Source organism: Brevundimonas subvibrioides ATCC 15264, assembly GCF_000144605.1.
In the GTDB taxonomy this organism is placed as follows: Bacteria; Pseudomonadota; Alphaproteobacteria; order Caulobacterales; family Caulobacteraceae; genus Brevundimonas; species Brevundimonas subvibrioides.
The window spans coordinates 993,225-1,017,695 of the sequence record NC_014375.1 but is presented as its reverse complement, the minus strand read 5'-3'; the positions used below and the strand labels follow the sequence as shown (position 1 = coordinate 1,017,695).

Here is a 24,471-nt window from a genome sequence, read left to right as displayed (position 1 = left end):
CGGGTGAGCCCGGCCACGATCCGCGCCTGGTCCTGGACCCACCGCTGGTCCAGCCTGGTCTCGACCCTGTTCCTGCTGATGCTCTGCATCACCGGCCTGCCGCTGGTGTTCAGTCATGAGCTGAACGAGGTCCTGCTGGACGAGCCCTGGACGGCCGCCGCCCCCGACGGGCCGAACCTCAACCTCGACCGGGTCCTGGCCACCGCCCTCGCGCGCCAGCCCGGCGACGTCCCCGCCTTCATGAGCTTCGACGAGGACCGGCCGGTGGTGAACGTCACCAGCCGCGCCCCGGACGCTCCCGCCGGCCAGTACAACTTCCAGCCCATCGACCAGACCTCGGGCGAGCCCGCCCCCCTGGTCGCCGGCCATCCCGTGGTGGAGTTCCTGCTCCAGCTGCACACCGACATGTTCCTGGGCCTGCCCGGCATGCTGTTCCTCGGCCTGATGGGGCTGATGTTCCTGGTGGCCGTCGTCTCGGGCGTGGTCCTGTACGCCCCCTTCATGCGCCGCCTGCCGTTCGGCACCCTGCGGGTCGAGAAGACCGCCCGCACCCGCTGGCTGGACTGGCACAATCTGCTCGGCATCGTCACCGCCGCCTGGGTGGTGGTCGTCGGCCTGACGGGCGTGGTCAACACCCTGGCCGTGCCCATCCTGGCCCTGTGGAAGGCCGACGCCCTCGCCGGCCTGACCGCGTCCGCCACCGACGCCGCCCCCGTCCCCGTGTCCGAGCGCGCCTCGCTGGACGCCGCCGTCGCCCGCGCCCGCGCCGCCCTGCCGGGGCTCAAGCTGCAGTTCGTGGCCTTCCCCGGCACGGAGTACACCACCGACCACCACTATGCGGTCTTCTTCCACGGCGACACGCCGCTGACGACCCACCTGACCACCCCGGCCCTGATTGACGTCCGCACCGGAAACCTCGCGGCCATCGCCCCCATGCCCTGGTATGTGAAGGCGCTGGGTCTGTCCCAGCCCCTGCATTTCGGGGACTACGGCGGCCTGCCGCTCAAGATCGTCTGGGCCCTGCTGGACCTGGCCACGATCGTCATCCTGCTGTCGGGCCTCTATCTGTGGCTGGGCAAGCGCCGGCTCGCCCGCCCGGGGACGCGCCCGTGATCGCCCTCGCCCACCGCCAGTCCCTGGCCGCGATCTTCGCCCTGCCCCTGCTGCTGGCCGCCCTAGTCCTCACCGGCCTGATCGGCGCCCTGCTGGCCGACGGCCTGTGGGACGGGATCGGCGCGGCCCTGATCGCGGTGCCGGGGGTGGCGGTGGTGTGGGCCCGGGTAGCGGCCGCGCGGCGGGTGCGCGGCGGCTGACAGGCCCCGGCGGTCGCTAGTGGGCCGCGCCGGCCGGCAGGTGATCCTTGTCGTGCCGACCGACCCGGTCGATGAGCGATTGCCCCGCCGCGTTCATGCCCACGACGGTGACCGCCGCGCCCTGACGGCGGTATCGGAAGACCACCTTGTCGACGGCGGCGACCCCGGTCAGGTCCCACAGATGCGCGCCGGTCATGTCGATCTCGACCCGCTCCGGCTGGCCGTGATGCTCGAAGGCGGCGGCGAAGACGTCCGCCGAGGCGAAGAACAGCTGGCCGGTCACGCGATAGCGCAGCACGCCGGGTGCCCCGGTGGGAATCTCCTCGACCACGACGGTCTTGCCGACCTTGCGCATGAAGAAGACCGCCGAGAGGATCACGCCCAGAACCACGCCCTTGGACAGGTCGTGCGTCGCCACCACGGTCGCCGTCGTCGCGATCATGACGACGGACGACTGGATCGGTGTGGACCGGATCGCCAGGACCGACCCCCAGTCGAACGTGCCGACCGAGACCATGATCATCACCGCGACCAGGGCCGCCATCGGGATCCGGGCGACCCAGTCCTGCAGCACCAGGATCAGGAACAGCAGGAACAGCCCGGCCCACAGGGTCGACAGCCGGCCGCGCGCGCCGGACGTGACGTTGATGATCGACTGGCCGATCATCGCGCAGCCCGCCATGCCGCCGAACAGCGAGGCGGCGATGTTGGCGATGCCCTGCCCGCGCGTCTCGCGGTCCTTGTCGGACGGCGTGTCGGTGATGTCGTCGATGAGGTTGGCGGTCAGCAGGCTTTCCAGCAGTCCGACGAAGGCCAGCGTCGCCGAGATCGGCCCGATGATCACCAGGGTCTCCCACGTCAGCGGGACCGCCGGGATGTGGAACGCCGGCAGCGTCGATGGCATCTGCCCCATGTCCCCGACGGTCCGTACGTCCAGCCCGGTCCAGATGACGAACCCGCTCAGCAGCACGATCGCGACGAGCGGCGACGGCACCGCCTTGGTCAGTCGCGGCAGGCCGTAGATGATGACCAGGGCGGCGGCGACGAGGGCGAAGGTCTGCCAGTTCGCCCCGATCAGCTCCGGCATCTGGGCGAGGAAGATCAGGATCGCCAGCGAGTTCACGAACCCGGTCATGACCGAGCGCGAGACGAACCGGATGTACCGGCCGAGGCGGAACAGCCCGACGGCGATCTGGAAGACGCCGGTCAGCAGCGACGCCGCGAACAGATATTCCAGGCCATGATCGCGGACGAGCGTGACCATCAGCAGGGCCATGGCTCCGGTCGCGGCCGAGATCATGGCGGGCCGACCGCCCACGAAGGCGATGGTCACGGCGATGACGACGCTGGCATACAGCCCGACGGCCGGGTCGACCCCGGCGATGATGGAAAAGGCGATGGCTTCCGGGATCAGGGCCAGCGCCACGACGGTCCCGGCCAGAAGGTCGCGACGCGGATTGGCGAGCCATTGCTGGCGCGCGGATGCGATTATGGACATTTGATTTTCAAGCGCGTGAGCCGCCTGGCGGCTCGATTTCCTGACGGATAGGCGGTCAGGATAGCCACCGCCTCCCGCAGGGCGGGGCCGGTCCGAAGCGAAGGCGGCCTCATGCCTTCAACCGGCCGCGGAGGCAAGACCTCATGTGCGCGACGGATCGGCGGCGCAGGATCGCGCAAAGCCGGAAAGCCCGCACGCAGGGCGATGCCGCCGGGTGACCTGGGGGTCGATCCGCGTGGGGCGAACGTCTGACGCCTGGGCGTCGGGGTCTTCAGTGCCGCGTCACGAGCGCCTGGACGACCGGATCCATGAGCGACGCGTTGACTTCGAGGTCGAACGCCTCCTCGGCGGACTCCAGGCGGGCCAGGACGCGCTGCTGGTTCGGCCTGAGGGTCGTGAGCCGGTAATGGCTCGCCCGGACGGTGCCCAGGGGGGTCACCTCCTCGACCAGGGTCAGCCGCACGCCGGCCTCGGTTTTCAGTTCCGTTGTTCTGGACGGCATACCGGCAATGCCCCTCAGCTTTCGCAGCGTCGACCCCTGACGGCCCATGCCTCTGACCTTCAGCTCTGGAAGGCGACGAAGACGAACAGGGCGGCGAGGGCCGTCAGGACAACGGCCAGCCACCGTCTGGCCCGGTGTGCGGCAGTGATCACCTCGCCGAACATGGTCGCCCTCGACACAACGCGCCCCGCTTCGACGCCTGTCGGCCCGGCCTCGCATGAAGGCTGCGGTTTCATCACGGGGCCGGGCCGACAGCTGACGTCCGGGGGGAACCGCCAGCCCCGGCACTCTGACATTCCCGTTCGCCGAGCAACAATACCCAGAATAAGGGACATTTCGGGCGACGCTCCCGCTCGCATGGGACAGGCCGAAACGTCGACCATCGGTCGAGGGCGGCCCTCGACGCCGGGTCGGACGCGCCCCGGGCGCTCACGAGAGCCACGCCCTCGGCCCCTCCGTCACGGGGTTCGCCTCGCCCTCGCCCTCCGCCTCCCCCTCCGTCTCCCGCCAATGCGCCTGGAGCCCCCATGGATCGAGGTCGCCGTCCCTCATGGCCCGGGCGGCCTCGCCGAAGGGCAGCAGACGCCCATCGGCATCGTAGAAGTCGGTGGCCAGGCCCTGGGCCTCGCACCGGCGCCGGTCGTGTTCGGCGACCTCGGAGCCCAGCTGGGCGGCCCGCCATTTCAGGGCGAACAGGGTGTAGTGGCCCCGGTTGTCGAAATTGGTGTCCAGCAGCCGCTGCACCAGATCCTCGGCGCGACGCTCGACCGCGAAACGCACCATCTCGAACATCACGCCCTGCTGCTCCTGACGCTCGGCCTCGGCCTGCGCCGGGTCCATCGGCCCGGCCGCCGGGACCTCCGTGATCCGCCCCAGCGCCTCGGCGGCCTTCAGGATCGCGCTGGCCTCCGCTGCCCGGCCCTCGCCCAGAAGCGCGGCGGCCTGGGCGATGGCCCGCGCGCGGGCCTCGACCGGGTCGGCGACGACGACGTCCGCGCACCCCGGTCCCGCCCCCGGCCCCGCCCCCAGCAGGCGCGGCTGGGTGGCCAGGATCAGGGGGTCGCTCGCCGCAGCCGCCGCGCGGCGGGTCCAGCCCTCCCGCATGGCCTTCTTGCGCAGATTGGCCAGGCCGACATCGAACCGGCGGGCCAGCTGGGGGCCGGCCTCGCCCGCCACATAGGCCTCGCGCACCCGCTCCCAGACCTCCGGCCCCCGGTATTTGCGCAGTCGGAAATGCTCCATGCCGCCATTATGGAACATCGGTACGTCAGAATCGGACGCGTGGTCGTCGGTGTCGTCGAAGTCCCCTCCGGCCAGGTCCGAAGTCTCCGTCCGGGCGTGGTCGAATTCACCGGCGGAACCGGGGGTCTGGCCGCGTCCCGCACGCGGCGGTTTGCGGTCGAAAATACGGCCAAGGTTAACTCGACCTCATGACAGAGCTCTAAGTTGAAGACCGCCGTTCGCCCGGACTAGATCGCGCCGTCGGCGGGGCAAGGTCCCGACCACATCCCATCCCCGAAACGCTCCGGCTGTCCGGTGCGTGGCCCCGGCCGCGCGCCCCGGCGGAGCCCTGTCCAGACCTCAAAGGAGACCTGTCATGATCCACCACCTGTCCGTCGCCGCCCGCGATCCGAAAGCGGTCGCCGACTTCTTCGCCGAGCTGATCGACGGCGTCACCGTCGACTTCGCCCCCAACCCCGGCAGCTATATGGTGTTCAAGGCCGACGGCCACGGCACCGCGATCGAGATCTATCCCGCCGGCACCGTCATGGCCCCCAACGGCGATCCTGGGGCCGTCTTCCTGACCCGCCCGACCGAGCCCGTGGACCGCTCGCCCACCCATTTCGCGCTCAGCGTGGACCGCAACGCCCCGACCATCCAGGCGATGGCGGCGGCGCGCGGCTGGGACTGTTTCGTGTGTGACCGCGGCGGCCATTTCCATGTGGTCGAGGTCTGGATCGAGAACGCCTGGCTGGTCGAGGCCCTGCCCCCCGCCTTCGCCGCCGAATACCTCGACTTCGCCGACGCCGTCGGCCGCATGGCCAACCCCACCGGCGTCCTCAACAGCCACGCGCCGCAGGTCAGGACGCTGGAACGGGCATAACCTCCCCTCTCCCGGCGGGAGAGGGCTTGAGCACACGATCACGCAGTGATCGTCCTGGTGCGAAAGGGTGAGGGGCAGCCCTCACCCGTCGACAGAAGCCCCTCACCCTTTCGGCTGGCGCATCGCTACGCTCTGCGAGCCTCAAGCCCTCTCCCGCCGCGAGAGGGAAAGAAAAAGGGCCGCCCCCTCCCGGAAGCGACCCTGATCCCTACTGCCTACTGCCTACTGCCTGAACTCAGCTGTCCAGGAAGCTCCGCAGCTTCCGCGACCGGCTCGGATGCTTCAGCTTGCGCAGGGCCTTGGCCTCGATCTGGCGGATCCGTTCGCGGGTGACCGAGAACTGCTGGCCGACCTCTTCCAGCGTGTGATCCGTGTTCATGCCGATGCCGAAGCGCATGCGCAGGACGCGCTCCTCGCGCGGCGTCAGGGACGCCAGCACGCGGGTCGTGGTCTCGCGCAGGTTCGACTGGATGGCCGCGTCGATGGGCAGGATGGCGTTCTTGTCCTCGATGAAGTCGCCCAGGTGGCTGTCCTCCTCGTCGCCGATGGGCGTCTCGAGGCTGATGGGCTCCTTGGCGATCTTCAGGACCTTGCGGACCTTCTCCAGCGGCATGGCCAGCTTCTCGGCCAGCTCTTCCGGAGTCGGTTCGCGGCCGATCTCGTGCAGCATCTGGCGGCTGGTGCGGACGATCTTGTTGATCGTCTCGATCATGTGGACCGGGATGCGGATGGTCCGCGCCTGGTCGGCGATCGAGCGCGTGATCGCCTGACGGATCCACCAGGTCGCATAGGTCGAGAACTTGTAGCCGCGGCGGTACTCGAACTTGTCGACCGCCTTCATCAGGCCGATGTTGCCCTCCTGGATCAGGTCCAGGAACTGCAGGCCGCGGTTGGTGTATTTCTTGGCGATGGAGATCACGAGGCGCAGGTTGGCCTCGACCATTTCCTTCTTGGCCTGACGGGCCTCCCGCTCCCCCTTCTGGACGGTCTGGACGATGCGGCGATAGTCGTCGATCGGTAGGCCGGCCTCGACCGCCACGGCCGCGACGTCATGGCGGATGGTGGCGATCTGGGTCGCCTCGTTGTCGCTGAACTTGGTCCAGCGCACGCCCATGTCCTTGACCCGCGTGGACCAGGTCGGATCCAGCTCGGCGGTGAAATAGGCCTTCAGGAACTCGGGGCGCGAGATGCCGTAGCTGTCGGCCAGGCGAAGCAGCCGGCCTTCCAGACCGATCAGGCGCTTGTTGATCGCGTACAGCTGCTCGACCAGGGCTTCGATGCGGTTGTTGTTCAGCTTCAGCGTCTTCAGCCGGCCCGAGATGGCGGCGGACAGGGTGTCATAGGCCTTGCGGTCCTTGGCGCTCAGCTCCTCGCCCTTCAGCCGGCTCTCGACCAGCTTCTCCTGCAGTTTGCGGAACGCGTCGAAGTCGCCGGCGATCGCGTCCAGGGTCTCCATGACGCCGTCGCGCAGCTCGGCCTCCAGCGCCGAGATGGACATCCCGCCGCCATCGTCGAAGTCCTCGTCCTCCTCGTCCTGCTCAGCCTTGTCCGCCTCCGCTTCCGCGCCGGGCTCGGGTTCGGGCTTGGGCGGGATCGGCTGGCCGGGGATCGGCGGCTGGGGCTGGTTGTGCGGCAGGGACGACGGGTTCAGCACGCCGTAGGTGGCGTCCAGGTCGATGACCTCGCGAAGCAGGATGCGGTTGTTGGCCAGCTCGTCGCGCCACACCATGATGGCCTCGAACGTCAGGGCGCTCTCGCACAGGCCGCTGATCATGGCGTCGCGACCGGCCTCGATCCGCTTGGCGATCGCGATCTCGCCCTCGCGGCTCAGCAGCTCGACCGAGCCCATCTCGCGCAGATACATCCGCACCGGATCGTCGGTGCGGTCGTACGTCGGCTTGGCATCGCCCTCGGTAACCGAAGTCTCTGCCTTCTCAGCCAGCTCCCCACCGGTCGATTCCGCAGCGTCCTCTTCGGCCTCGACGACGTTGACGCCCATCTCGGACAGCATCGCCAAGGTGTCCTCGATCGCGTCGGGGGTCACCTCTTCCGACGGCAGGACCTTGTTCAGCTCCTCCATCGTCACATAGCCGCGCGCCTTGGCCTGTTTGATGAACTTCTTGACCCCGGCGTCCGTGAGGTCGAGCAGCGGCCCGTCGGTGGTGGCTTCGGGCGCTTCCTGCGTATCGCTCATTACGTCTTCTTCTCCGGCCGAAGGGGAGGATCAGGCCCCTTGGCAAAAATGCAACATCCGTTCCAAAACAGAACGCCCAGACACGCAGTTCGTTACGAAACCGCCGCGTCGTCCCAGATCGTCCCGGTCTTGATGGCCCGCCGCAACGCATCACGCTCCGCCTTCAGGCGACTGAAGGCCGAGGCATCGAAGACGTGATCCGCCCCCGACTTCGCTGACGCCAGCGCCGCGTCCAGACCCGCCACGCGGGTCAGGGCATCGAAGCCTTGCGACCACCGGACCCTTGCTTCGGCGAGGGGCGCATTCGCGGCCAGGAAAGGCGCGCCGGACTTTGCCGCCGCCTTCTCGACCTCGCGCACTAAAGCGTCGTGTCCGGAGGACGCGAGATGGCGACGCAGGGCCGCGCTGTCAAGCGTCTGGCCCCCGAAACGCAGCCTCACGAGCTCCTGCGCCAGCCCATCGAGCGCCGGATCGCCAAAGCCGTGGGACGCGATCGCCTCGAGATGATCGTCCATCCGCTCGGGGTCCTCGATGGCCCCGTGCGCCAGGGCCGCCGCGACCGGCTCGATCGAACGGTTCAGCGCCTGCATGGCCTGCGCCCCCTCGGCCGTCTGTCCGAGCTTGGGCGGGGGACCGGGACGCCAGCGACCGCCGGACTGCTGGGGCCGCTGCGGAGCCTGCGCCCGGGATGGAAACAGGGCGTCGAACCGTTCGAACAGCTCCCGCCGGTACTGTTCCGCCAGATCCTTGTCAGCGATGGCCCCGGCGGCCGTGCGCAGCCGGCCCTTCAGGCCCGCGCGGCGTTCGGGCGTGTCCAGCGGCTCGACCTCGGCCTCGCGTTTGAACAGCACCTCTGCGAACGGCCGGGTCTCGGTCATGGCCTGACGCAGCGCCGGGGCCCCCTTGTCGCGCAGGATGTCGTCGGGGTCCTGACCGCCCTCCAGCAGGGCGAAGCGGAACGATCGGCCGGATTTCAGCAGCGGCAGGGCCCGCTCGATCGCGCGATAGGCCGCCCTCTGCCCCGCCCCGTCGCCGTCGAAACACAGGATGGGCTCGGAGGAGACGCGCCAGAGCAGGGCCATCTGATCCTCGGTCAGGGCCGTGCCCATGGGGGCCACGGCCGGCAGGCCCGCGCGCTGGCAGGCGATCACGTCCATATAGCCCTCGACCACGATCACGCTCTGGGTCGACTTGCTCTCCGCCCCCAGGATCCGCCGCGCCTCGGGCAGGCCGTAGAGCGTCGCGCCCTTGTGAAACAGCGGGCTTTCGGGACCATTGAGGTATTTGGCCCGGTCATCGGGGTTCATGGCCCGGCCGCCGAAGCTGACCAGCCGCCCGCGCGCATCCAGGATCGGGAACATCAGCCGGTCGCGGAACCGGTCATAGGGTGCCCCGCCGCCTTCGGGCGAGATCAGCATCCCCATCTCGACCAGGTCGCCGGGCTTGGCCCCGCGCTGCACCAGCGCCGATTTCAGGCCCTCGCGGTCGTTGGGCGCATAGCCCAGGCCGAACCGCTCCCACTGATCCTCGGGAAGGCCGCGCCGCTCCAGATACTCGCGCGCCGCCTTGCCGGTCGACCGTCGCAGATTGGCCGCGAACCATTTCTGGGCCAGGTCCATCCAGTCCGACAGGCCCTGCTTCTTCGCCTCGCGCTCGGCCGCCTGGGGGTCCTCGGCCGGCAACTGCATGCCGGCCTCGGCCGCCAGACGCTCGACGGCCTCCGGAAAGCTCAGCCGCTCGGTTTCCTGCAGGAAGGAGATGACGTCGCCGTGCTTGCCGGACGAGAAATCGTGGAAGAACCCCTTGTCGTCGTTGACGAAGAAGGACGGCGACTTCTCCTTCGAGAAGGGGCTCAACCCGACCCATTCCCGTCCCTGACGCTTGAGCTTCACCGACCGGCCGATCACGTCGGACGGGCGAAGGCGAGCCTTCAGTTCTTCCAGGAAGCGGTCATCGAAACGCACCCGTAATCCTTAACGCCATTGCGGCCCGGCGCGAAGCAATGGCGCGTCCAAGACGGTGGATAGCGTCACCGACCCCTGATATGGCGGTTGGCAGGGAGCAGACATGATACGTCGTGCCGTCGCGATCGCAGGCCTGATCGGCGCACTTCTGGCGGGTGGATGCCAGACGGTGTCGCGAGCGGCCTTCACCTACGATGACATCGCCACCGCCAGCCCGGACATCCGGCTCGACTTTCACGGCCCCACCGACCGCGAGCGTTACGTCGCCGGCACCAACGCGGCGGTCCTGGCCGCGCGCGACGGGCATTTCGACCTGCTGGCCCTGTCGGGCGGCGGCGCGGTCGGGGCCTACGGTGCCGGCCTTCTGGTCGGGTGGACCCGGCGCGGCGATCGGCCGGTGTTCGAGGTGGTCACGGGCGTGTCGACCGGGGCGATGATCGCGCCCTTCGCCTTCATCGGCAGCGACGGCGACGCGGCCCTGCAGGCCGCGTTCACCGACGGACGGTCCGACCGGCTGCTGCAGGCGCGCTGGGCCATGTCACTGGTAGGCCCGGGGCTGTTTCGACAGCGCCCCCTGCGCGATCTGGTGGCCGCCTCGGTCACCGACGACCTGCTCGCCCGGGTCGCCGAAGGGCACCGGGCCGGGCGAAGGCTGTACGTGGCCACCACCAGTCTCGACACCCAGGGCCAGGTGGTCTGGGACATGGGGGCGCTGGCGGCGTCCGATCGCCCGAACCGGCGAGAGGTCTTCATCGACATCCTGACCGCCTCTGCCAGCATTCCGGGCGTGTTTCCGCCGGTGTTCGTGGCGCTGGAGGACGATGGCCACGTCGTTCGCGAACTCCATGCCGACGGCCGGACCACCGCCAATTTCTTCATCGCGCCCGAGCGGCTGATGCTGGATCCCGCCCTTCTGGCCAATGGCTCGGACGGGCGGATCTGGATCGCCATCAACGGCCGGCCCGACGCGCGGTTCAGCGTGGCGTCCTACAGCGGGGTGGGAGTGGCGTCGCGGGGCCTGGATACGATGATGAAGGCATCGACCCGGATGAGCCTGGTGGCTGCGGACCAGTTCGCCCGACTGCGCGGTCTGTCCCTGTCCGTCGCCATGGCCCCGGTCGGATCCGACAACAACCTTCGCTTTGACAAGCTCTGGATGCAGGGTCTGTTCGACCAGGGCCTTCAGGCGGGCCTGGGCGGCGAGGCGTGGGCGGGCACGCCATCAGCCCGCGATTAATCTCTCGTTAACCACACGGGCGAAACCGTGTCCGTAACCATCTGATTTTGGGCCAATTTTCGCGGTACTTAGGGAACAATCCACAGGGTTTGTGGATTAACCATACCGAACGCCCCAGAACGGGGCGTCCTCGCCCGCCCCGGCCGCGCTGCGCGACGGGCGGCCCTGCTTCGGATTTGCCCACCATGTTCATCGCCATCGCCCGCCCGGCGGTGGAACCCATCGGTCCCGACGCCGTCGCCGTCCCCGGTTCCCCCGCCATCCATGATCTGACGCCCCGCGCCCTGCATGCGCGCCTGCTGGAGAACGCCGCCCAGCGGCGTCTGCGTGGCGTGGAGCGAAAACGGGCTGACCGGCATGAGGATGCCGACTACTGGCTCCATGCCGCGCCGGTGGCGGTCAGGAAGGCCTGCGCCCTGCGCGAGGAACGCAGCTTCGCCCCCCTGCCGTGAGCAAGCCTAACGCCAGGCGGTGCCGTCGATCGCGCCCTGGCGCCCGATGTCGTACACCGCGCTCATCGACTCCACGCTGAAGTCCAGCGCCGAGGCCTCCGAGTCGTCCGGCAGGGCCGCATAGCGAAAGAACAGGTCGTTGGTGTCCGCGAAGGCCCGGTTTCCGGCCAGGGTCGTGATGATCGAAGCCCTCAGCAGAATGTCGATACTGCGGCCCAGCACGCGCTGCGGCGTGTCCCGGGTGATCTCGAAACTGGGATTGGTCCGGCCGTTGATGACGACGTAGAAGCGCGCGGCCCTCAGGGTGCCGGAAGGCTCGCGGAAGGACCACAGCGTCTCGGGTACAGCCAGGAAGGGCGTCGTCACGCCGCCGTCGACATGCATCTCCTCGAACTGCAGCCCGGCATTGTCGGACTGGATCAGCACAGGCGGGAACGCCCCGGGAATGCTGGCCGAGGCGACCAGCACGCTGCGGAACAGCTCAAGCGCCTCGGGCGTGCCCTGGGTTGCGATGGCTCCGAGATCCCAGCTGACGCCGCGCTGCGAGTCCAGATCGGTGGTGGCGACCAGCAGGACGCGGCCCTTGGCGTACTCCGCCGCGACGGCTCGCAGGAGGGCCGCATCGACGTAGCGATCAACGAGGGCTCGCAGCGGTTGCGGCTTGTAGATTCCCGAGCCGAAGAAGGCCCCGATCCCCTGCGGCTGAAGCAGGCCCGCCGCCGCGCCGCCCGTATAGGCTTCGGCCAGCTCGTCGTCGTAGTCGGCCCCGAGGAACACGAAGGGGGCTGCCAGCGCGCCCGTGGATACGCCCGTCACGACCTCGAAATCCGGCCGTTCGCCGGTCTCGCTCCAGCCCTTCATCAGACCGGCCGTGAAGGCGCCGTTGGAGCCGCCGCCGCTGAGCGCGATGAAATCAAGCACACCGTCGGGTCCGAGGGGGACGCCCTCGCGAAAGGCCTGCTGGAAAAGGGCGGCGCGATCTTCCGCATCCAGATAGACGCGGATGGGATGGCCGGTCCGGGCCACCAGCCCCATCGGCCGGGCCCCGTCGCGATCCTGAAGGTCAAAGCTGGTTCGCGCACCGCTGGCGCAGGCTCCAAGAGCCATGGCGAGACAGGCGGTCAGGGACAGGACGAGTGCGCGCATGTCTTCCCTCTACCACGCCCGCGATCACGGAACGATTACGGCGTTCAGCGGGCCTCGGGAAGCCGACGCGCCAGGGACTGTTTCATGCGCCGCAGTCGGGACGACACCGTCCGCGGCGTCACACGCTCGCGGGCCTCCAGCCCGACCGCCCAGCGGCCACGCACGGCGGCTGCCAGCAAGGGGTGCCGGTCGTGCTGATGCACAATGGCGCTGATCGAGCCATCGGGATTGATGACCTGTCCATCCCGAAAGGCGAAGTCTGCGGCAGCCTGCAGCCCGATGGTCGCCACCCGCCCGTAGTTGGCCCGCACTTCGGCCTGCACCAGCCCCATGTGGATCGCCATGTTGCAGGCGGCCTGGTCCGCCCCGAAGCTGCCGCCCATCTCCGAGCGAGGCACCGCGGCCAGCATCAACACCGTGCGACAGAACCGGACCATGTCGGCGCGGGGCCCCAGGATCGTCCCGACACAGATCGCCGGCGCGAGCCCCAGGGCGTCGGCAATCCCGTCCCCGGCCAGAGCCCTGAGATATTTCATGTCGAAGGCATGATCCTTCAGCCGGTCGCCTTCGAGAAACACCTCAAGTCCATCGGGCGCGGGCTCGAACGGGGACTTCTGGAAGATCACGTCGCGGACGTCGGTCAGCAGGACGTTGCGGATATCCGATCGCGCGGTCAGGTGGGCATCGACAGCGGCGAACCGGGCCATGACGGGATGCGGCTGCCAGCCCTGTGTGTCCGGCTGGGTCAGGAAGCGGACGTCGTGATCGGCGAACAGGGCCTCCACATCGGGCCGGGCATCGGCTGCCAGGGCGATCTCGCCGTCGAAGACGCTGCGGAGCGACCGCACGAAGGGGGCGATATGGTGGGCGTCATAGCCGGTGGCATAGCCGGCCACGAGGTCCCGGGTGCCAACTTCCGCCCCGGTCTCGACCCGCACGCTCCCCAGCGCCTGCGCCAGCCAGTGCAGATAGTCCGACCGGGCGCTGGGTGAAGACGCCAACCTAGGCGTCCATCAGGGCCTGGAAGCGGTCGAACAGGTACAGACTGTCCGTCGGTCCGGGCGAGGCCTCGGGGTGGTGCTGGACGCTGAAGACCGGCCGGTCCTTCAGCTGGATACCGCAGTTGGTGCCGTCGAACAGGCTGACGTGCGTCTCGACCACCGCGTCCGGCAGGCTGTCGCGGTCGACGGTGAAGCCGTGGTTCATCGACACGATCTCGACCTTGCCGGTGGTCAGATCCTTGACCGGATGGTTGGCCCCGTGGTGGCCCTGTTCCATCTTGACCGTCTTGCCGCCCAGCGCGAGGGCCAGCATCTGGTGCCCCAGGCAGATGCCGAACACCGGCTTGCCGCTGTCGACCAGCTTGCGGATCTCGGGCACCGCGTAGTCGCCGGTGGCCGCCGGATCGCCCGGGCCGTTCGACAGGACGATGCCGTCCGGATTGCGCGCCAGGACCTCTTCGGCCGTCGTCGTTGCCGGGACCACCGTGATCTTCGCGCCCGTCGAGGCCAGGGCCCGCAGGATGTTGCGCTTCACGCCATAGTCCAGAACCACGACCGACTTGCGCCCATGGGTCTTCGGATGACCTTCCGGCCACTCCCACAGGCCTTCGTCCCATTCGAACGCCTGCAGCGTCGAGGCCGGCTTGGCCAGGTCCAGGCCGACAAGGCCGGTCCAGCCCCGGGCCTGCGCGACGAGTGCCTCCAGATCGAACCGGCCTTCGGGATCGTGGGCGATCACCGCGTGGGGCGCGCCGTGGTCGCGGATGCGCTGCGTCAGCGCCCGTGTGTCGATGCCCGACAGGCCCACGACGCCGCGTCGCTTCATCCAGACGTCCAGGCTGGCATCGCTGCGCCAGTTGGCCGGATCGGTCGGCAGGTCGCGGAAGATCGCGCCCCGGGCCGAGGTGTCCGATCCGCCGCCCATCTGCTCGATGTCTTCCACATTGGTGCCGGTGTTGCCGACGTGCGGAAAGGTGAAGGCCAGGATCTGGCTCATGTAGGACGGGTCGGTCAGGATCTCCTGATACCCGGTCATGGCGGTGTTGAAGACCACCTCGCCGAGGGCGGCGCCGGTCGCGCCGACGCCGATGCCCTGGAAGATGGTGCCGTCGGCCAGGGCCAGAACGCCGGTGCAGCCGGGAAGAAGCGCCGGAAAAGAAGTCTGGGTCATGGCCGTTCCCTTACACCGAATCCCGGCGAACAAACGGCTGCGTGACTAAACAGATGGCCCGATCGGGTCAACGCGCCGTTCCGGGGCGTTTCGCACCCAAACCCACCCCACGGAAGCCACGGCGAACAGGACGATGGCCGGCACGATGTTTCCCGGAGCCGCCGCCACCACCGCGCCGATCGAAAAGATCAGCCCGACGACCGACAGCACTCGCCAGCCCGGGGCCCGGCTGGCCCGGAACAGGCTGATGCAGCACAGGGCATACAGGCAGATGGTCAGGACGGTGCAGGCCCCGATCAGCAAGGCGAACTGCCCGGCCAGGGTCGGCTGGGAGGTCATGACGACCAGCCCAGCCATGATCGCCCCGTTGATCAGCGGATTGGCCAGGGGCAGTCGCCCCGGCGTCGCGGCCGATCCGAACCAGCGCGGCAGATAGCCGGCCTCGCCCGCGCTCCGCGCCGTCTCTCCGCCGAGGATGGTCCAGCCCGCGATGGTGCCCAGGGCCTTGATCACCGCACAGGCGGCCACGAAGCCGGCCACCGAGGCCCCGAACACCCGCGCCGCCAGGTCGGCGAACGGGCTGGTCGAGCTCGCCAGCTCCCCGGCCGGGATGACGCCGAACACCGCCACGCTGGCGGCGACATAGACGACCAGCGCCAGTCCCACGCCCGCCACGCTGGCCCGGCCGACATCCTGGGCCGGGTTTCGTACCAGCCGCGACAGGGCCGCCGCGCTCTCCAGCCCCAGGAAGGACCAGAAGATCACGACCAGCGAGGCCGGCACGCTCTGAGCCAGCGGCAGGCCCTGCGGGGACCAGGAGGCGGCGAAGGTCGTCCCGCTGAAGGCGACGATCCCGGCCACGATGGCCAGCACCAGCGGCAACAGCCCGATCACCAGCGTCACCGCCCCCAGCCGTGCCGCGATGCGGGCTCCGGCCGCATAGGCTGACGTCGTCACGCCGATCAGCACCAGATTGCACAGCATGGCCGGGATCGGCTCGGCCAGGACCGGTGCGAAGAAGGCCAGATAGCCCGTTCCCGCCAGCGCCACCGCAACATTGCCGGTCAGGCAGACGCCCCAGTAGGCGATCGCGGTCTGGTAGCCGACGAAACGCCCCAGTCCCCGGCGCGTGAAGTCGGTCAGGCCGTCGGCGTCCGGCTGGAACCGGCCGAGGCCCGCGAACACCGCCGCCAGGATCATCGCCCCCGCCCCGCAGATCAGCTAGCCGATCAGGCTGGACGATCCGGTCGAGGCCAGGGCCACGGGGGCCAGATAGACGCCCGAGCCGATCATGTTGCCGGCCACCACCAGCGCCGCCAGGCCCCAGCCCAGTTTGCGGCCGCCGTGCTGGGCCTCAAGCGGAATCGTTTCGGTCTGGCTCATGCGCCGACGCTTAGGCCGGAATGCGCGCTCCGTCCCATGCGAAAACACCACCGCTGTCGGCGGGTGTCAGCCCGTCCAGCACCGACAGCAGCCGCTCGGCCGAATAGGCGGGCGTGAACAGCTTTTCCGGCTTCACGCCGCGCTGGAACGGCTCGCTGAGCCCCGTGTCGACCGTTCCGGGATGCAGCCCCGCCACCACCGCCTGCGGGTGCGACCGCCCCAGTTCCAGCGCCAGGTTGGTCAGGATCATGTTGAGCGCCGCCTTGGACGCCCGATAGCTGTGCCACCCGCCCAGACGGTTGTCGCCGATCGATCCGACCCGCGCCGACAGCGCCGCGAACGCCGCCCGCCGGTCGCGCGGCAGCAGCGGCGCGAAATGCTTGGCGACCAGCGCCGGCCCCACGGTGTTGACCCGGTAGTCCCGGAGCAGGTGCCCGGCCGTCATCGCCTTGTAGGATCGCTCCGGCTCCTCGCCGTGATGCAGGACCCCGGTCGCGACAAAGAAAAGGGTCGGGACAGGCCCTTGGGCCACGCGGGCGGCGGCGGCCGAGAGGGTGCGCTCGTCCTCGAGATCGATATGCGCCTCGCCGGCCATCGACCGCCCGAACCGGTGGACGGTCCCGAAGGTGCCGCCGGCCTCGAGCGCCTCGGCGACGGCAAACCCGATCCCCCCCGAGGCCCCGATCACGACCGCCGCTCGATCCGTCATATCATCGCTCCCATAGCGTCACCCCGGTTCCGGTCCGAAGACCGGCCCGTCCGCAGCACAGACCTAGACGGTTCGCCCTCGCAGGTCCGTGCGACGCTTCCGCTCACGACCGCCCCGGCGTTCGGCCGGATCGGGTCCGGGGATGACGCGCCGCGAAGGTCTGCGCTACTGCACGCACACCCCCTGCCGGAGCGCCCCCATGCCCATCACCACGGTCGGTCTCGATGCCGACGACACCCTGTGGCACAACGAGACCATCTTCCGCCTGACCCAGGCGCGGTTCCTGGACCTGCTGTCCGCCCACGCCGACACCGCCACCACAGAAGCGCGGCTGGCCGAGGTCGAACGGCGGAACCTTCGTCTCTATGGCTACGGCATCAAGGGGTTCACCCTGTCGATGATCGAGACGGCGATGGAGCTGTGCGACGGCGAGGCCCCGGCCCCGGTGGTGCGCGAGATCCTGGCCGCCGGGCGCGAGATGATCGCCCACCCGGTCGAGACCCTGCCCGGCGTGGACGAGACCGTGGCCGCCCTGGCCGAGCGCCACCGGCTGGTCCTGATCACCAAGGGCGACCTTCTGGACCAGGAACGCAAGCTTGCGGCCTCGGGGCTCGGCGAGCTGTTCGCCGCCGTCGAGATCGTCTCGGAGAAGGACCGCGGCACCTACGACCGGGTCTTCGCCCGCCATGGCACGGGCGCGGACGAGGCGGTGATGGTCGGGAACTCGATGAAGTCCGACGTCCTGCCCGCGCTGGAGGCCGGGGCCTTCGCCGTCCACATTCCCTATCACATTACCTGGGCCCACGAACTGGCCGACGCCCCGGACGGTCACGCCCGCTACGGCACGCTGGACACCATTGCCGCCCTGCCCGCCTGGATCGCCGAGCGGGCATAGAAAAAGGCGGCCCTGCGGAGGGGCCGCCTTTCCCTTCGTCATCCGGTGCCGGTCGGGGGGATCAGCGCCAGGCGAACAGGCTGCCGAGCGAGCCCAGCTTGGCGGTCGCGCCGACATAGAAGTAGCGACCCAGCGCGCTGACCGGATAGGATTCCGATCCGGGAGCGGGCTGCTCGTCGGTGAAGTTGTTCACGCCGGCGTAGACGCCCAGACCGTCGTTGACGTCATAGGCCACGCGGAAGTCGTGAACCTCGCGCGCCGGGAACCGGCGGTACTGGGCTTCATAGGCATCCGGGTTGTTGACCAGACCCTGGCGGCTCTGACGATCGACGGCGTTGAAGTAGCTGAAGCCATAGTTGGCCGACAGCGCCTTCCAGTTCCAGGTCACGTCGAAGGTGGCCGTGTACTCGGGCGAACCCGGACGGTTCTGGGAGTTGATGGGGTCCGCGCCGGACACCTCGGTGAAGGTCAGGCTGTCGAGCAGGTTCGCAACCAGATTGAAGTTGAACGTACCGATGTCGCGCTCGATGCCGAACATGGCCGGGTCCAGACGGTACTGGGCGTTCAGATCCCAGCCGGAGGTTTCGTAGCTGGCCAGGTTTCCGGGGATCTGGTTGAAGCTGACGATCCGGCCGGGGTTTCCACCGACGGTGCCGCGCTCGATGAGATCGCAGAACTGGTTCGGCCGCGGGAGGTCGTAGCAGTTGTTGACGATCGTCTGCGAGGAATAGGCCTGGATCGCGTCGCTGATCTCGATGTTGTAATAGTCGAGCGACAGCGACAGCCCGGGAACATCGGCCGGCGTGATCACGAAGCCGAAGGTGTAGGTGTCGGCGCTTTCCGGGCTCAGGTCCGGATTGCCCTGAACGAAGCCACCGACCGATTCCGAGCTGGTGTTCTGATACCCGCCGGCACCGACCGTCAGTCCGAACGTCGCGAGGTCGGCCTGGCAGTTCTGGAGACGCAGGGTCGGGTTCTCGCCTTCCGTCAGGTTTTCCCGCGAGCAGGGGTCGGCGAAGGTGCCGAAGGTCTGCTGACGCCCTTGGAACAGATCCACGATGTTGGGGGCGCGCACGGCGCGGGCCACGGTCGCCCGGAAGGCCAGGGTGTCGTCGATGTCCCAGCGTCCGTTGACGTTCCACGTGTCGGCACCGCCGCTGGTGGAATAGTCGGAGTAACGATAGGCGGCGGACAGCTCGACCGACTTGGCAAAGGGCAGGTCCTTGACGATCGGCACCGACACTTCGGTGAAGAATTCCGCCACGTCGAACTCGCCCTGGGTGCGCGAGGCGCGGCCGACGCCCGTCAACGGATACTCCAGCGCGTCCGCCAGCAGCTGGATATCGGACGGCCGCGAGTCGCTGCTTTCCTTGCGGTATTCACCGCCGACCACGAAGCCGACGGGGCCACCCGGCAGGCGGAAGAAGCCCGTCGTGTCACCAGAGACGAACGCGTTGACCACGTGCTGCTCGATGGTGGCTTCTTCGGTGTATTCCCCGGTGATCCAGTCGATCGCCGTCTGGGAGTTCAGGCCTTCGCCGAACAGGTTCAGCGGCTGACACCCGGAGTTCGCGCCGGGCGTGAAGGTCGCGCCGAACGCCGCGGCGGGGAACTGGAACTGACCGAACACGTCGCCAACCGGAACCGCGGTCGGATCGATGTTGGACCGGCAGACCGGTTGTCCACCCGACACGATCACGTCGCTGGCCGCAAAGAAGCGGTCGTTGATGATGACGTTCTTGGCGGTCTGTTCCTGATCCGCGCGGCCATAGACGTAGGAGGCCTCGAACGCGATGTTGTCCGTCAGGTCTCCGGACAGGCCGACCACGGCGCGGTAGGTCTCACGCGTGATGTCGTAGTTCTGGGTGCCCAGATCGAAGTTGTCGCGGGCCAGCAGAACAGCGCCGTCGGACAGACCGAGGCCGCCGGGCGTCAGGGAATCCGCGCGGGCCGAGGCCGGGATGAACGGGTTGTCGAGCGGAACGAACAGCCCGTAGACATAGCTGGGCTGGGCGAAGAACTGCGTCTGGCTCTGCGTGTATTTCAGCTCGGTGAACGCGCGCAGACCGGGCGTGATGTCGTATCGGCCGGTCAGGCTGAGCGTCCCGCGCTCCAGACCGGGCAGCAGATCGTCGTTGAAATCGTCCAGCGGGCTGCCGCTGCCGCCGATGGCCGTGAAGCCGCCGGCCGAAATGCCGTCGACGAACGGGTCGCCGTTACCCAGGAAGCTGACGCCCGAGCCCGTCGTCGCCGTTGCGAAGTTGGTGTAGATCGAGCCGCCCCGCGACGTGTCGATGTAGCGGACATTGTTCGACAGGATCAGGTCCGGGATGCCGGGGGTCTGGGCACCGCCGAAGGTCTCCGGATCGTCGGGGTTGTTGATGAAGATGAAGCGGTTGCCCGAGCGGGTGTACTCGCGCTCCGAGACCTTCAGGGCCTCGTCCTTGTTGTATTCGAAGCCCAGCGTGACGTTGCCGCGTCCGTCGGCGAAATTGTTGCCGAGCAGCAGGCTGGCGAAATAGTTGTCGGCGCCGCCTTCGTCCGAAGTGCCGTACTGGGTGCGGAAATCGACGCCCTCGAAATCGTCCTTGAGGATGAAGTTGACCACGCCGGACACGCCGTCCGCGCCGTACACGGCCGAAGCACCGCCGGTCAGGACCTCGGTCCGCTCGACCAGGGCGACGGGGATCGAGTTGACGTCCACCGACGGCGTACCGGGGCTGGACGAGATGTGGCGGCGGCCGTTGACCAGGACCAGGGTCCGGTCAGTGCCCAGACCGCGCAGGTTCAGCAGGTTGAGGCCGGCCAGGCCGGGGGTGGTCGTATCCGCGCCGTCTTGAAGGGTCACGGAGCTCGACAGCGCCGGAATGTCGGTCAGGAACTGGGTCAGGTTGGTCTGGCCCGAGTTCTCGATGGTCTCAGCGGTGACCGAGGTCACGGGGTTGGCGGCGACATAGTCCTGCACCCGGATGCGGGTCCCGGTGACGACGACTTCATCGAGCGACGTCTCCGGATCCTGCGGCTCCGGTGCCGTCTGCGCCAACACAGGCGTCCCGATCAGTGCGAAGGCCAGGATGCCTCCTGCAAGGGCGGAAGAGTGGCGCAAACGGAAGCGACTGACCATGGAGACTACTTTTCACTGACTGGAAAAAACTGACGGCGACCTACCGTCTGTGGTGCCCGTATCGCAACACACACACGACCGAACCATGTCACTTTCGCCTCATTCTCACACGATTGTGAGAATTTTCGATGAGGTTGGGACCGCTCGGCGACGTCTTTTCTGTCTGGCAGTCTCTACCGCGCGCTGACGGTCGGCGCGTGGGGACGTGTCCATCCAGCAAATGCAGATCCCGGCTCGGCGTTCCGGCGGGCCCACCTTTCTCCCCCTTGGCAGGCCATGACGCCGCATCGGGCCGAAAGCTTGACCGTGACTAAAGCGCGACACATTCCGGACATAATAGTTACGCGGCATTTCGCGGCTTGCGTAACGACGGTCGCCGCAAGAACCATCCCTGTCTGAGGCTGATTTTTATTCCAGGGGAACGATTCATGCGTACGGCGAAGCTATGGCTGCTGGGGTCCGCAGCGACCTTTCTGATGGCGGGGCCGGTTCTGGCCCAGTCGGCTGATCCGCAAACGCCACCCCAGGAAGCGGATCAGGTCGACGAAATCGTCGTCACGGGCTCGCGTCTGTCGTCAGGTTCCGTGCTGCAGGCCCCGCAACCCGTGCAGGTCGTGACGGCCGAGGTCATCGCCGCCAAGGGCACGGTCGCCATCTCGGATCTCCTCGACACCCTGCCGGCCCTGATCAGCTCGACCAGTTCGGCCCAGGCCAACGGCGGTGCGGCGACGCTGAACCTGCGCAGCCTGGGCGGCAACCGCACACTGGTTCTGGTCAACGGCCGCCGTCACGTTTCGGGCGTTCCCGGCTCCTCCGCGGTGGACATCGCCTCGATCCCCTCCGGTTTGATCGATCGCGTCGACGTGCTGACGGGCGGTGCCTCGGCCGTCTATGGCTCGGACGCCGTCACGGGGGTCGTCAACTTCATCATCAAGGATGACTTCGAGGGCTCGCAGTTCACCATGCAGGCCGGCCTGTCGGGCGAGGGCGACGGCAACGAGATGTACGGCTCGTTCCTGTTCGGCACCAACTTCGGCGAAGGCGACCGCGGCAACATCACGGTGTCGGTCGAGGGCTACGATCGCCAGGCCGTCTTCTACGGCGACCGGGACTTCACGCGCGACAACTTCCTGGCCGACAACTATCCCAACCCCGACCTGTTCTTCCAGATCGGCGATCCCATCCCGGCGGGTCAGACGCGTGCGCTGGGCCGCACCATCCTGGTCGGTGGCAACCCGCGTTTCGCCGGCACGGATCCGGCCCTGGTCGCGCGGGCCCGTGCCGCCCGGGCCCAGACCTTCATCAACCGCCCGACCTTCGATGTGTCCAGCACCAGCGGCCTGATCGGCTTCGATCTGGACGGCAGCGGTTTCTCGACGCCGGCGCGCTTCTTCTCGACGACCCAGGACCTGGACGGCGACGGCATCAACGACTGTCAGGAAAGCCGCGCCGGCCGCGAAGGCTACGGCTGCTACGTGGTCGATCCCGTGACCGGCCGCGTGCGGCCGTTCGTCGACGGCATCTATGCCGGCGGCATCAACCAGTCGGGCGGCGACGGCGCTGGCCAGACCTTCAACGGCACGTCCCTCGTCCCGGACGAGACGCAGATCGCCGCCAACGTCTTCCTGAACTATGAGGTCAACAGCGCCTTCCATCCCTATGCGGAGCTGAAGGCCGTCCGCACCACGTCGACCACCTACAATCCGTACAACACCTTCGACGACTCCATCCCGATCCAGCTGGACAACCCCTTCATCCCGGCTGACATCCGCCGCTACATCAATGCAGAGATCGCGGCCGATCCTTCGATCGCAGGGGTCGCCAAGGTGCTCCTGGGTCGCGACAACATCGACCTGTTCGATCCGCGGGCCGAGGAAGAGCGCTCGACCTATCGCGCCGTCATCGGCGCCCGGGGCGAGCTGGGCTGGAACCTGTCCTACGACCTGTCGCTGAACTACGGCCGGACCGAGGGAGAGGCGCGCAGCGCCGTGCGTCTGGAAGATCGCTACTTCGCGGCCATCGACGCCGTGACCGCGCCGAATGGCCAGGTCGTCTGCCGTTCGACGCTCGACCCCACCGCCCTCCCCAGCAAGGGACAGCTCGGCCCCAATCCGGGCGGCACCATCCCGTTCAACACCTTCACGCCCGGCGCAGGCTCCGCCTGTCGCCCGCTGAACCTGTTCGGCCTCAATCAGGCCAGCCAGGCGGCTCTGGACTTCATCGCCTACACGGCCGTCGACCTGTTCACGATCGAGCAGACGGTGGTGACCGGCGTGCTGACCGGTGATTCCGCGCCCCTGTTCTCCCTGCCCGGGGGCCCGATCGGGTTCGTCATCGGCGGCGAGTATCGCAAGGAGAAGAGCGACTTCAACGGCGACGATTTCGTCAACCAAGGCTTCAACTTCGAAAGCCGCATCACCGCCGATGTCAGCGGCGAGTTCGACGTACAGGAAATCTTCGCCGAACTGCGCGTCCCCTTGCTGGCCGACATGCCGTTCTTCGACGAACTGACCGTGACGGGCGCGGTACGGGCCGGCGAATATTCGACGGTCGGTTCGACCACCACCTACAAGTACGATGCGGTCTGGGCGCCGATCCCCGACATCCGCTTCCGCGGAGGGCAGGCCAAGACGGTTCGCGCGCCCAACATCTCCGAGCTGTTCTCGCCGATCACCTCGTTCAACGCCCGGCCGATCGACCCGTGCGACGAGAACAACATCGGTCTGGGCAACAACCCGGCCAACCGTCTGGCCAACTGCCGGGCCGACGGCATTCCCGCCGGCTTCACCGACCCTCTGACCAGCCAGTTCGCCGGTCGGACCGGCGGCAACCCGAACCTGCAGGAAGAGGAATCCGACAGCTTCACCTACGGCATCGTCCTGCAGCCGCGCTTCGTTCCGGGCCTGGCGGTCACGGTCGACTACTACAATATCGAGATCACCAACGCGATCCAGGCGGTCACGACCCAGGACATCGTCGACAGCTGCTATGACGGCCCCGACCTGACCAACGTCTTCTGCGGTCAGTTCACGCGGAACCGAAATGCATCCTCGCCGACGTTCCTCGGCTTCAACTCCATCACCACGACCCAGCTGAACTTCGCCGGGCTGGAGGCGTCGGGGATTGATTTCAACGTCAGCTACGCCTTCGACTTCGCCGCGCTGGGTCGCCCCGCCTGGGGCGACATGTCCCTGTCGGTCGGCGGCACCCACGTGGAAGATCGCAACGACTATCCGTTCGCCACCAACCCGACCCAGGCCAACCCGGTCGAGCTTCAGCTCAACAATCCGGAACTGTCTCTGAACGCGGGCATCCGGTGGACCATCGGCGACTTCACCATCAACACCGGCCACCAGTACATGGGCGAACAGGCCCTGCCGGGCGTGGAGATCGAGAACGCCGACAACTTCGCGTTCGCCTTCGCCGACGAAATCTGGATCCACGACCTGTCGGTGCGCTGGGACGCCGACGACTACGCCGTCACCTTCGGCGTCAACAACGTGACGAACGAGGAGCCGTTCATCGCCTCGGTCGCCACCCCGGTGTCCAGCGTCGGGCGCTACTTCTTCCTGCGGTTCGCCACCACTTATTGAGCCGCGGCCGATCGACAATGGAGGGGGCGGTGCCGAAAGGCGCCGCCCCTTTTTCCTGTCTGGCGTCCGGCACCTTGCACGCCTGCCACGCTCTCTCTAAACCGGCCGCTTAACCGACAACCCGAACGCCCCCGGCCGCGAATCCCGCTGCGCCGGACGTTCGCGCGCGAGCGAGAGACCGCCCT

The 24,471-nt window shown here is 68.1% G+C and carries 19 protein-coding genes and 1 other annotated feature; of the genes, 7 read left to right on the top strand and 12 right to left on the bottom strand.

The features are described from left to right. Window positions 1-3 precede the first annotated feature (3 nt). Window positions 4-1,113, top strand: a complete 1,110-nt coding sequence (locus tag BRESU_RS05065) for a PepSY-associated TM helix domain-containing protein (protein ID WP_013268432.1) — start codon at window positions 4-6, stop codon at window positions 1,111-1,113. Beyond that, on the top strand, window positions 1,110-1,313 hold the full coding sequence (locus tag BRESU_RS05060) for a hypothetical protein (RefSeq protein WP_013268431.1): 204 nt from the start codon (window positions 1,110-1,112) through the stop codon (window positions 1,311-1,313). The genes BRESU_RS05065 and BRESU_RS05060 overlap by 4 nt, the downstream gene beginning before the upstream one ends. A 16-nt stretch (window positions 1,314-1,329) precedes the next feature. On the opposite strand, the gene BRESU_RS05055 is transcribed toward BRESU_RS05060, so the two are convergent. The 3 genes from BRESU_RS05055 to BRESU_RS05045 form a co-directional block, all read right to left on the bottom strand. Beyond that, on the bottom strand, window positions 1,330-2,811 hold the full coding sequence (locus BRESU_RS05055; RefSeq protein ID WP_013268430.1) for a SulP family inorganic anion transporter: 1,482 nt from the start codon (window positions 2,809-2,811) through the stop codon (window positions 1,330-1,332). A 34-nt stretch (window positions 2,812-2,845) separates the two neighbouring features. Continuing rightward, window positions 2,846-2,908, bottom strand: a sequence feature (sul1 is cis-regulatory element that is thought to sense ions involved in sulfur or methionine metabolism; They are found in Alphaproteobacteria). A 174-nt stretch (window positions 2,909-3,082) separates the two neighbouring features. Next, window positions 3,083-3,361, bottom strand: a complete 279-nt coding sequence (locus BRESU_RS05050) for a hypothetical protein (RefSeq protein WP_013268429.1) — start codon at window positions 3,359-3,361, stop codon at window positions 3,083-3,085. Between the two features lie 381 nt (window positions 3,362-3,742). Next, on the bottom strand, window positions 3,743-4,573 hold the full coding sequence (locus BRESU_RS05045) for a hypothetical protein (protein ID WP_013268427.1): 831 nt from the start codon (window positions 4,571-4,573) through the stop codon (window positions 3,743-3,745). Between the two features lie 337 nt (window positions 4,574-4,910). Between BRESU_RS05045 and BRESU_RS05040 the strand changes: the two genes are divergently transcribed. After that, window positions 4,911-5,417 (top strand): hypothetical protein, encoded by a 507-nt coding sequence (locus tag BRESU_RS05040; protein WP_013268426.1) that lies wholly within the window; start codon window positions 4,911-4,913, stop codon window positions 5,415-5,417. A gap of 235 nt (window positions 5,418-5,652) precedes the next feature. Here BRESU_RS05040 and rpoD read toward each other — a convergent pair whose 3' ends face one another. Together rpoD and dnaG are read right to left on the bottom strand one after the other, a co-directional pair. Further along, a complete protein-coding gene (gene rpoD / locus BRESU_RS05035; protein ID WP_013268425.1) occupies window positions 5,653-7,611 on the bottom strand; it encodes an RNA polymerase sigma factor RpoD in 1,959 nt (652 codons plus the stop codon). A 92-nt stretch (window positions 7,612-7,703) separates the two neighbouring features. Further along, a complete protein-coding gene (gene dnaG, locus BRESU_RS05030) occupies window positions 7,704-9,575 on the bottom strand; it encodes a DNA primase (RefSeq protein WP_013268424.1) in 1,872 nt (623 codons plus the stop codon). A gap of 103 nt (window positions 9,576-9,678) precedes the next feature. Between dnaG and BRESU_RS05025 the strand changes: the two genes are divergently transcribed. Both BRESU_RS05025 and BRESU_RS05020 read left to right on the top strand, forming a co-directional pair. Further along, on the top strand, window positions 9,679-10,812 hold the full coding sequence (locus BRESU_RS05025; protein ID WP_013268423.1) for a patatin-like phospholipase family protein: 1,134 nt from the start codon (window positions 9,679-9,681) through the stop codon (window positions 10,810-10,812). A 185-nt stretch (window positions 10,813-10,997) separates the two neighbouring features. Beyond that, a complete protein-coding gene (locus BRESU_RS05020) occupies window positions 10,998-11,264 on the top strand; it encodes a hypothetical protein (protein ID WP_013268422.1) in 267 nt (88 codons plus the stop codon). Between the two features lie 6 nt (window positions 11,265-11,270). Here BRESU_RS05020 and BRESU_RS05015 read toward each other — a convergent pair whose 3' ends face one another. Genes BRESU_RS05015 through BRESU_RS04995 form a run of 6 tightly spaced genes read right to left on the bottom strand, consistent with a single transcriptional unit; the run spans window position 11,271 to window position 16,674 of the window. Beyond that, complete coding sequence (locus tag BRESU_RS05015) at window positions 11,271-12,410, bottom strand: patatin-like phospholipase family protein (RefSeq protein ID WP_013268421.1); 1,140 nt, start codon at window positions 12,408-12,410, stop codon at window positions 11,271-11,273. A 44-nt stretch (window positions 12,411-12,454) separates the two neighbouring features. Further along, on the bottom strand, window positions 12,455-13,411 hold the full coding sequence (locus BRESU_RS05010) for a hypothetical protein (RefSeq protein ID WP_013268420.1): 957 nt from the start codon (window positions 13,409-13,411) through the stop codon (window positions 12,455-12,457). A 1-nt stretch (window position 13,412) separates the two neighbouring features. Beyond that, window positions 13,413-14,582, bottom strand: a complete 1,170-nt coding sequence (gene carA / locus BRESU_RS05005; RefSeq protein WP_013268419.1) for a glutamine-hydrolyzing carbamoyl-phosphate synthase small subunit — start codon at window positions 14,580-14,582, stop codon at window positions 13,413-13,415. A 45-nt stretch (window positions 14,583-14,627) separates the two neighbouring features. After that, window positions 14,628-15,800 carry an amino acid permease gene (locus BRESU_RS05000; RefSeq protein WP_280990777.1) on the bottom strand — a complete coding sequence of 391 codons (1,173 nt, stop codon included), beginning with the start codon at window positions 15,798-15,800 and terminating at the stop codon, window positions 14,628-14,630. A gap of 3 nt (window positions 15,801-15,803) precedes the next feature. After that, entirely contained in the window at window positions 15,804-15,965 is a 162-nt protein-coding gene (locus tag BRESU_RS17685; RefSeq protein ID WP_245528600.1) for a hypothetical protein, read from the bottom strand. Window positions 15,966-15,975: 10 nt separating this feature from the next. Next, a complete protein-coding gene (locus BRESU_RS04995) occupies window positions 15,976-16,674 on the bottom strand; it encodes an SDR family NAD(P)-dependent oxidoreductase (protein ID WP_013268418.1) in 699 nt (232 codons plus the stop codon). 199 nt (window positions 16,675-16,873) lie between these two features. On the opposite strand from BRESU_RS04995, the gene BRESU_RS04990 reads away from it, so the two are divergent. After that, window positions 16,874-17,569 carry an HAD family hydrolase gene (locus tag BRESU_RS04990; RefSeq protein ID WP_013268417.1) on the top strand — a complete coding sequence of 232 codons (696 nt, stop codon included), beginning with the start codon at window positions 16,874-16,876 and terminating at the stop codon, window positions 17,567-17,569. A 61-nt stretch (window positions 17,570-17,630) separates the two neighbouring features. Here BRESU_RS04990 and BRESU_RS04985 read toward each other — a convergent pair whose 3' ends face one another. Next, window positions 17,631-20,612, bottom strand: a complete 2,982-nt coding sequence (locus tag BRESU_RS04985; RefSeq protein WP_169308009.1) for a TonB-dependent receptor plug domain-containing protein — start codon at window positions 20,610-20,612, stop codon at window positions 17,631-17,633. A gap of 509 nt (window positions 20,613-21,121) precedes the next feature. On the opposite strand from BRESU_RS04985, the gene BRESU_RS04980 reads away from it, so the two are divergent. Further along, window positions 21,122-24,286: a TonB-dependent receptor domain-containing protein gene (locus tag BRESU_RS04980; protein ID WP_013268415.1), complete on the top strand. Its 3,165-nt coding sequence runs from the start codon at window positions 21,122-21,124 to the stop codon at window positions 24,284-24,286. Window positions 24,287-24,471: the final 185 nt, after the last annotated feature.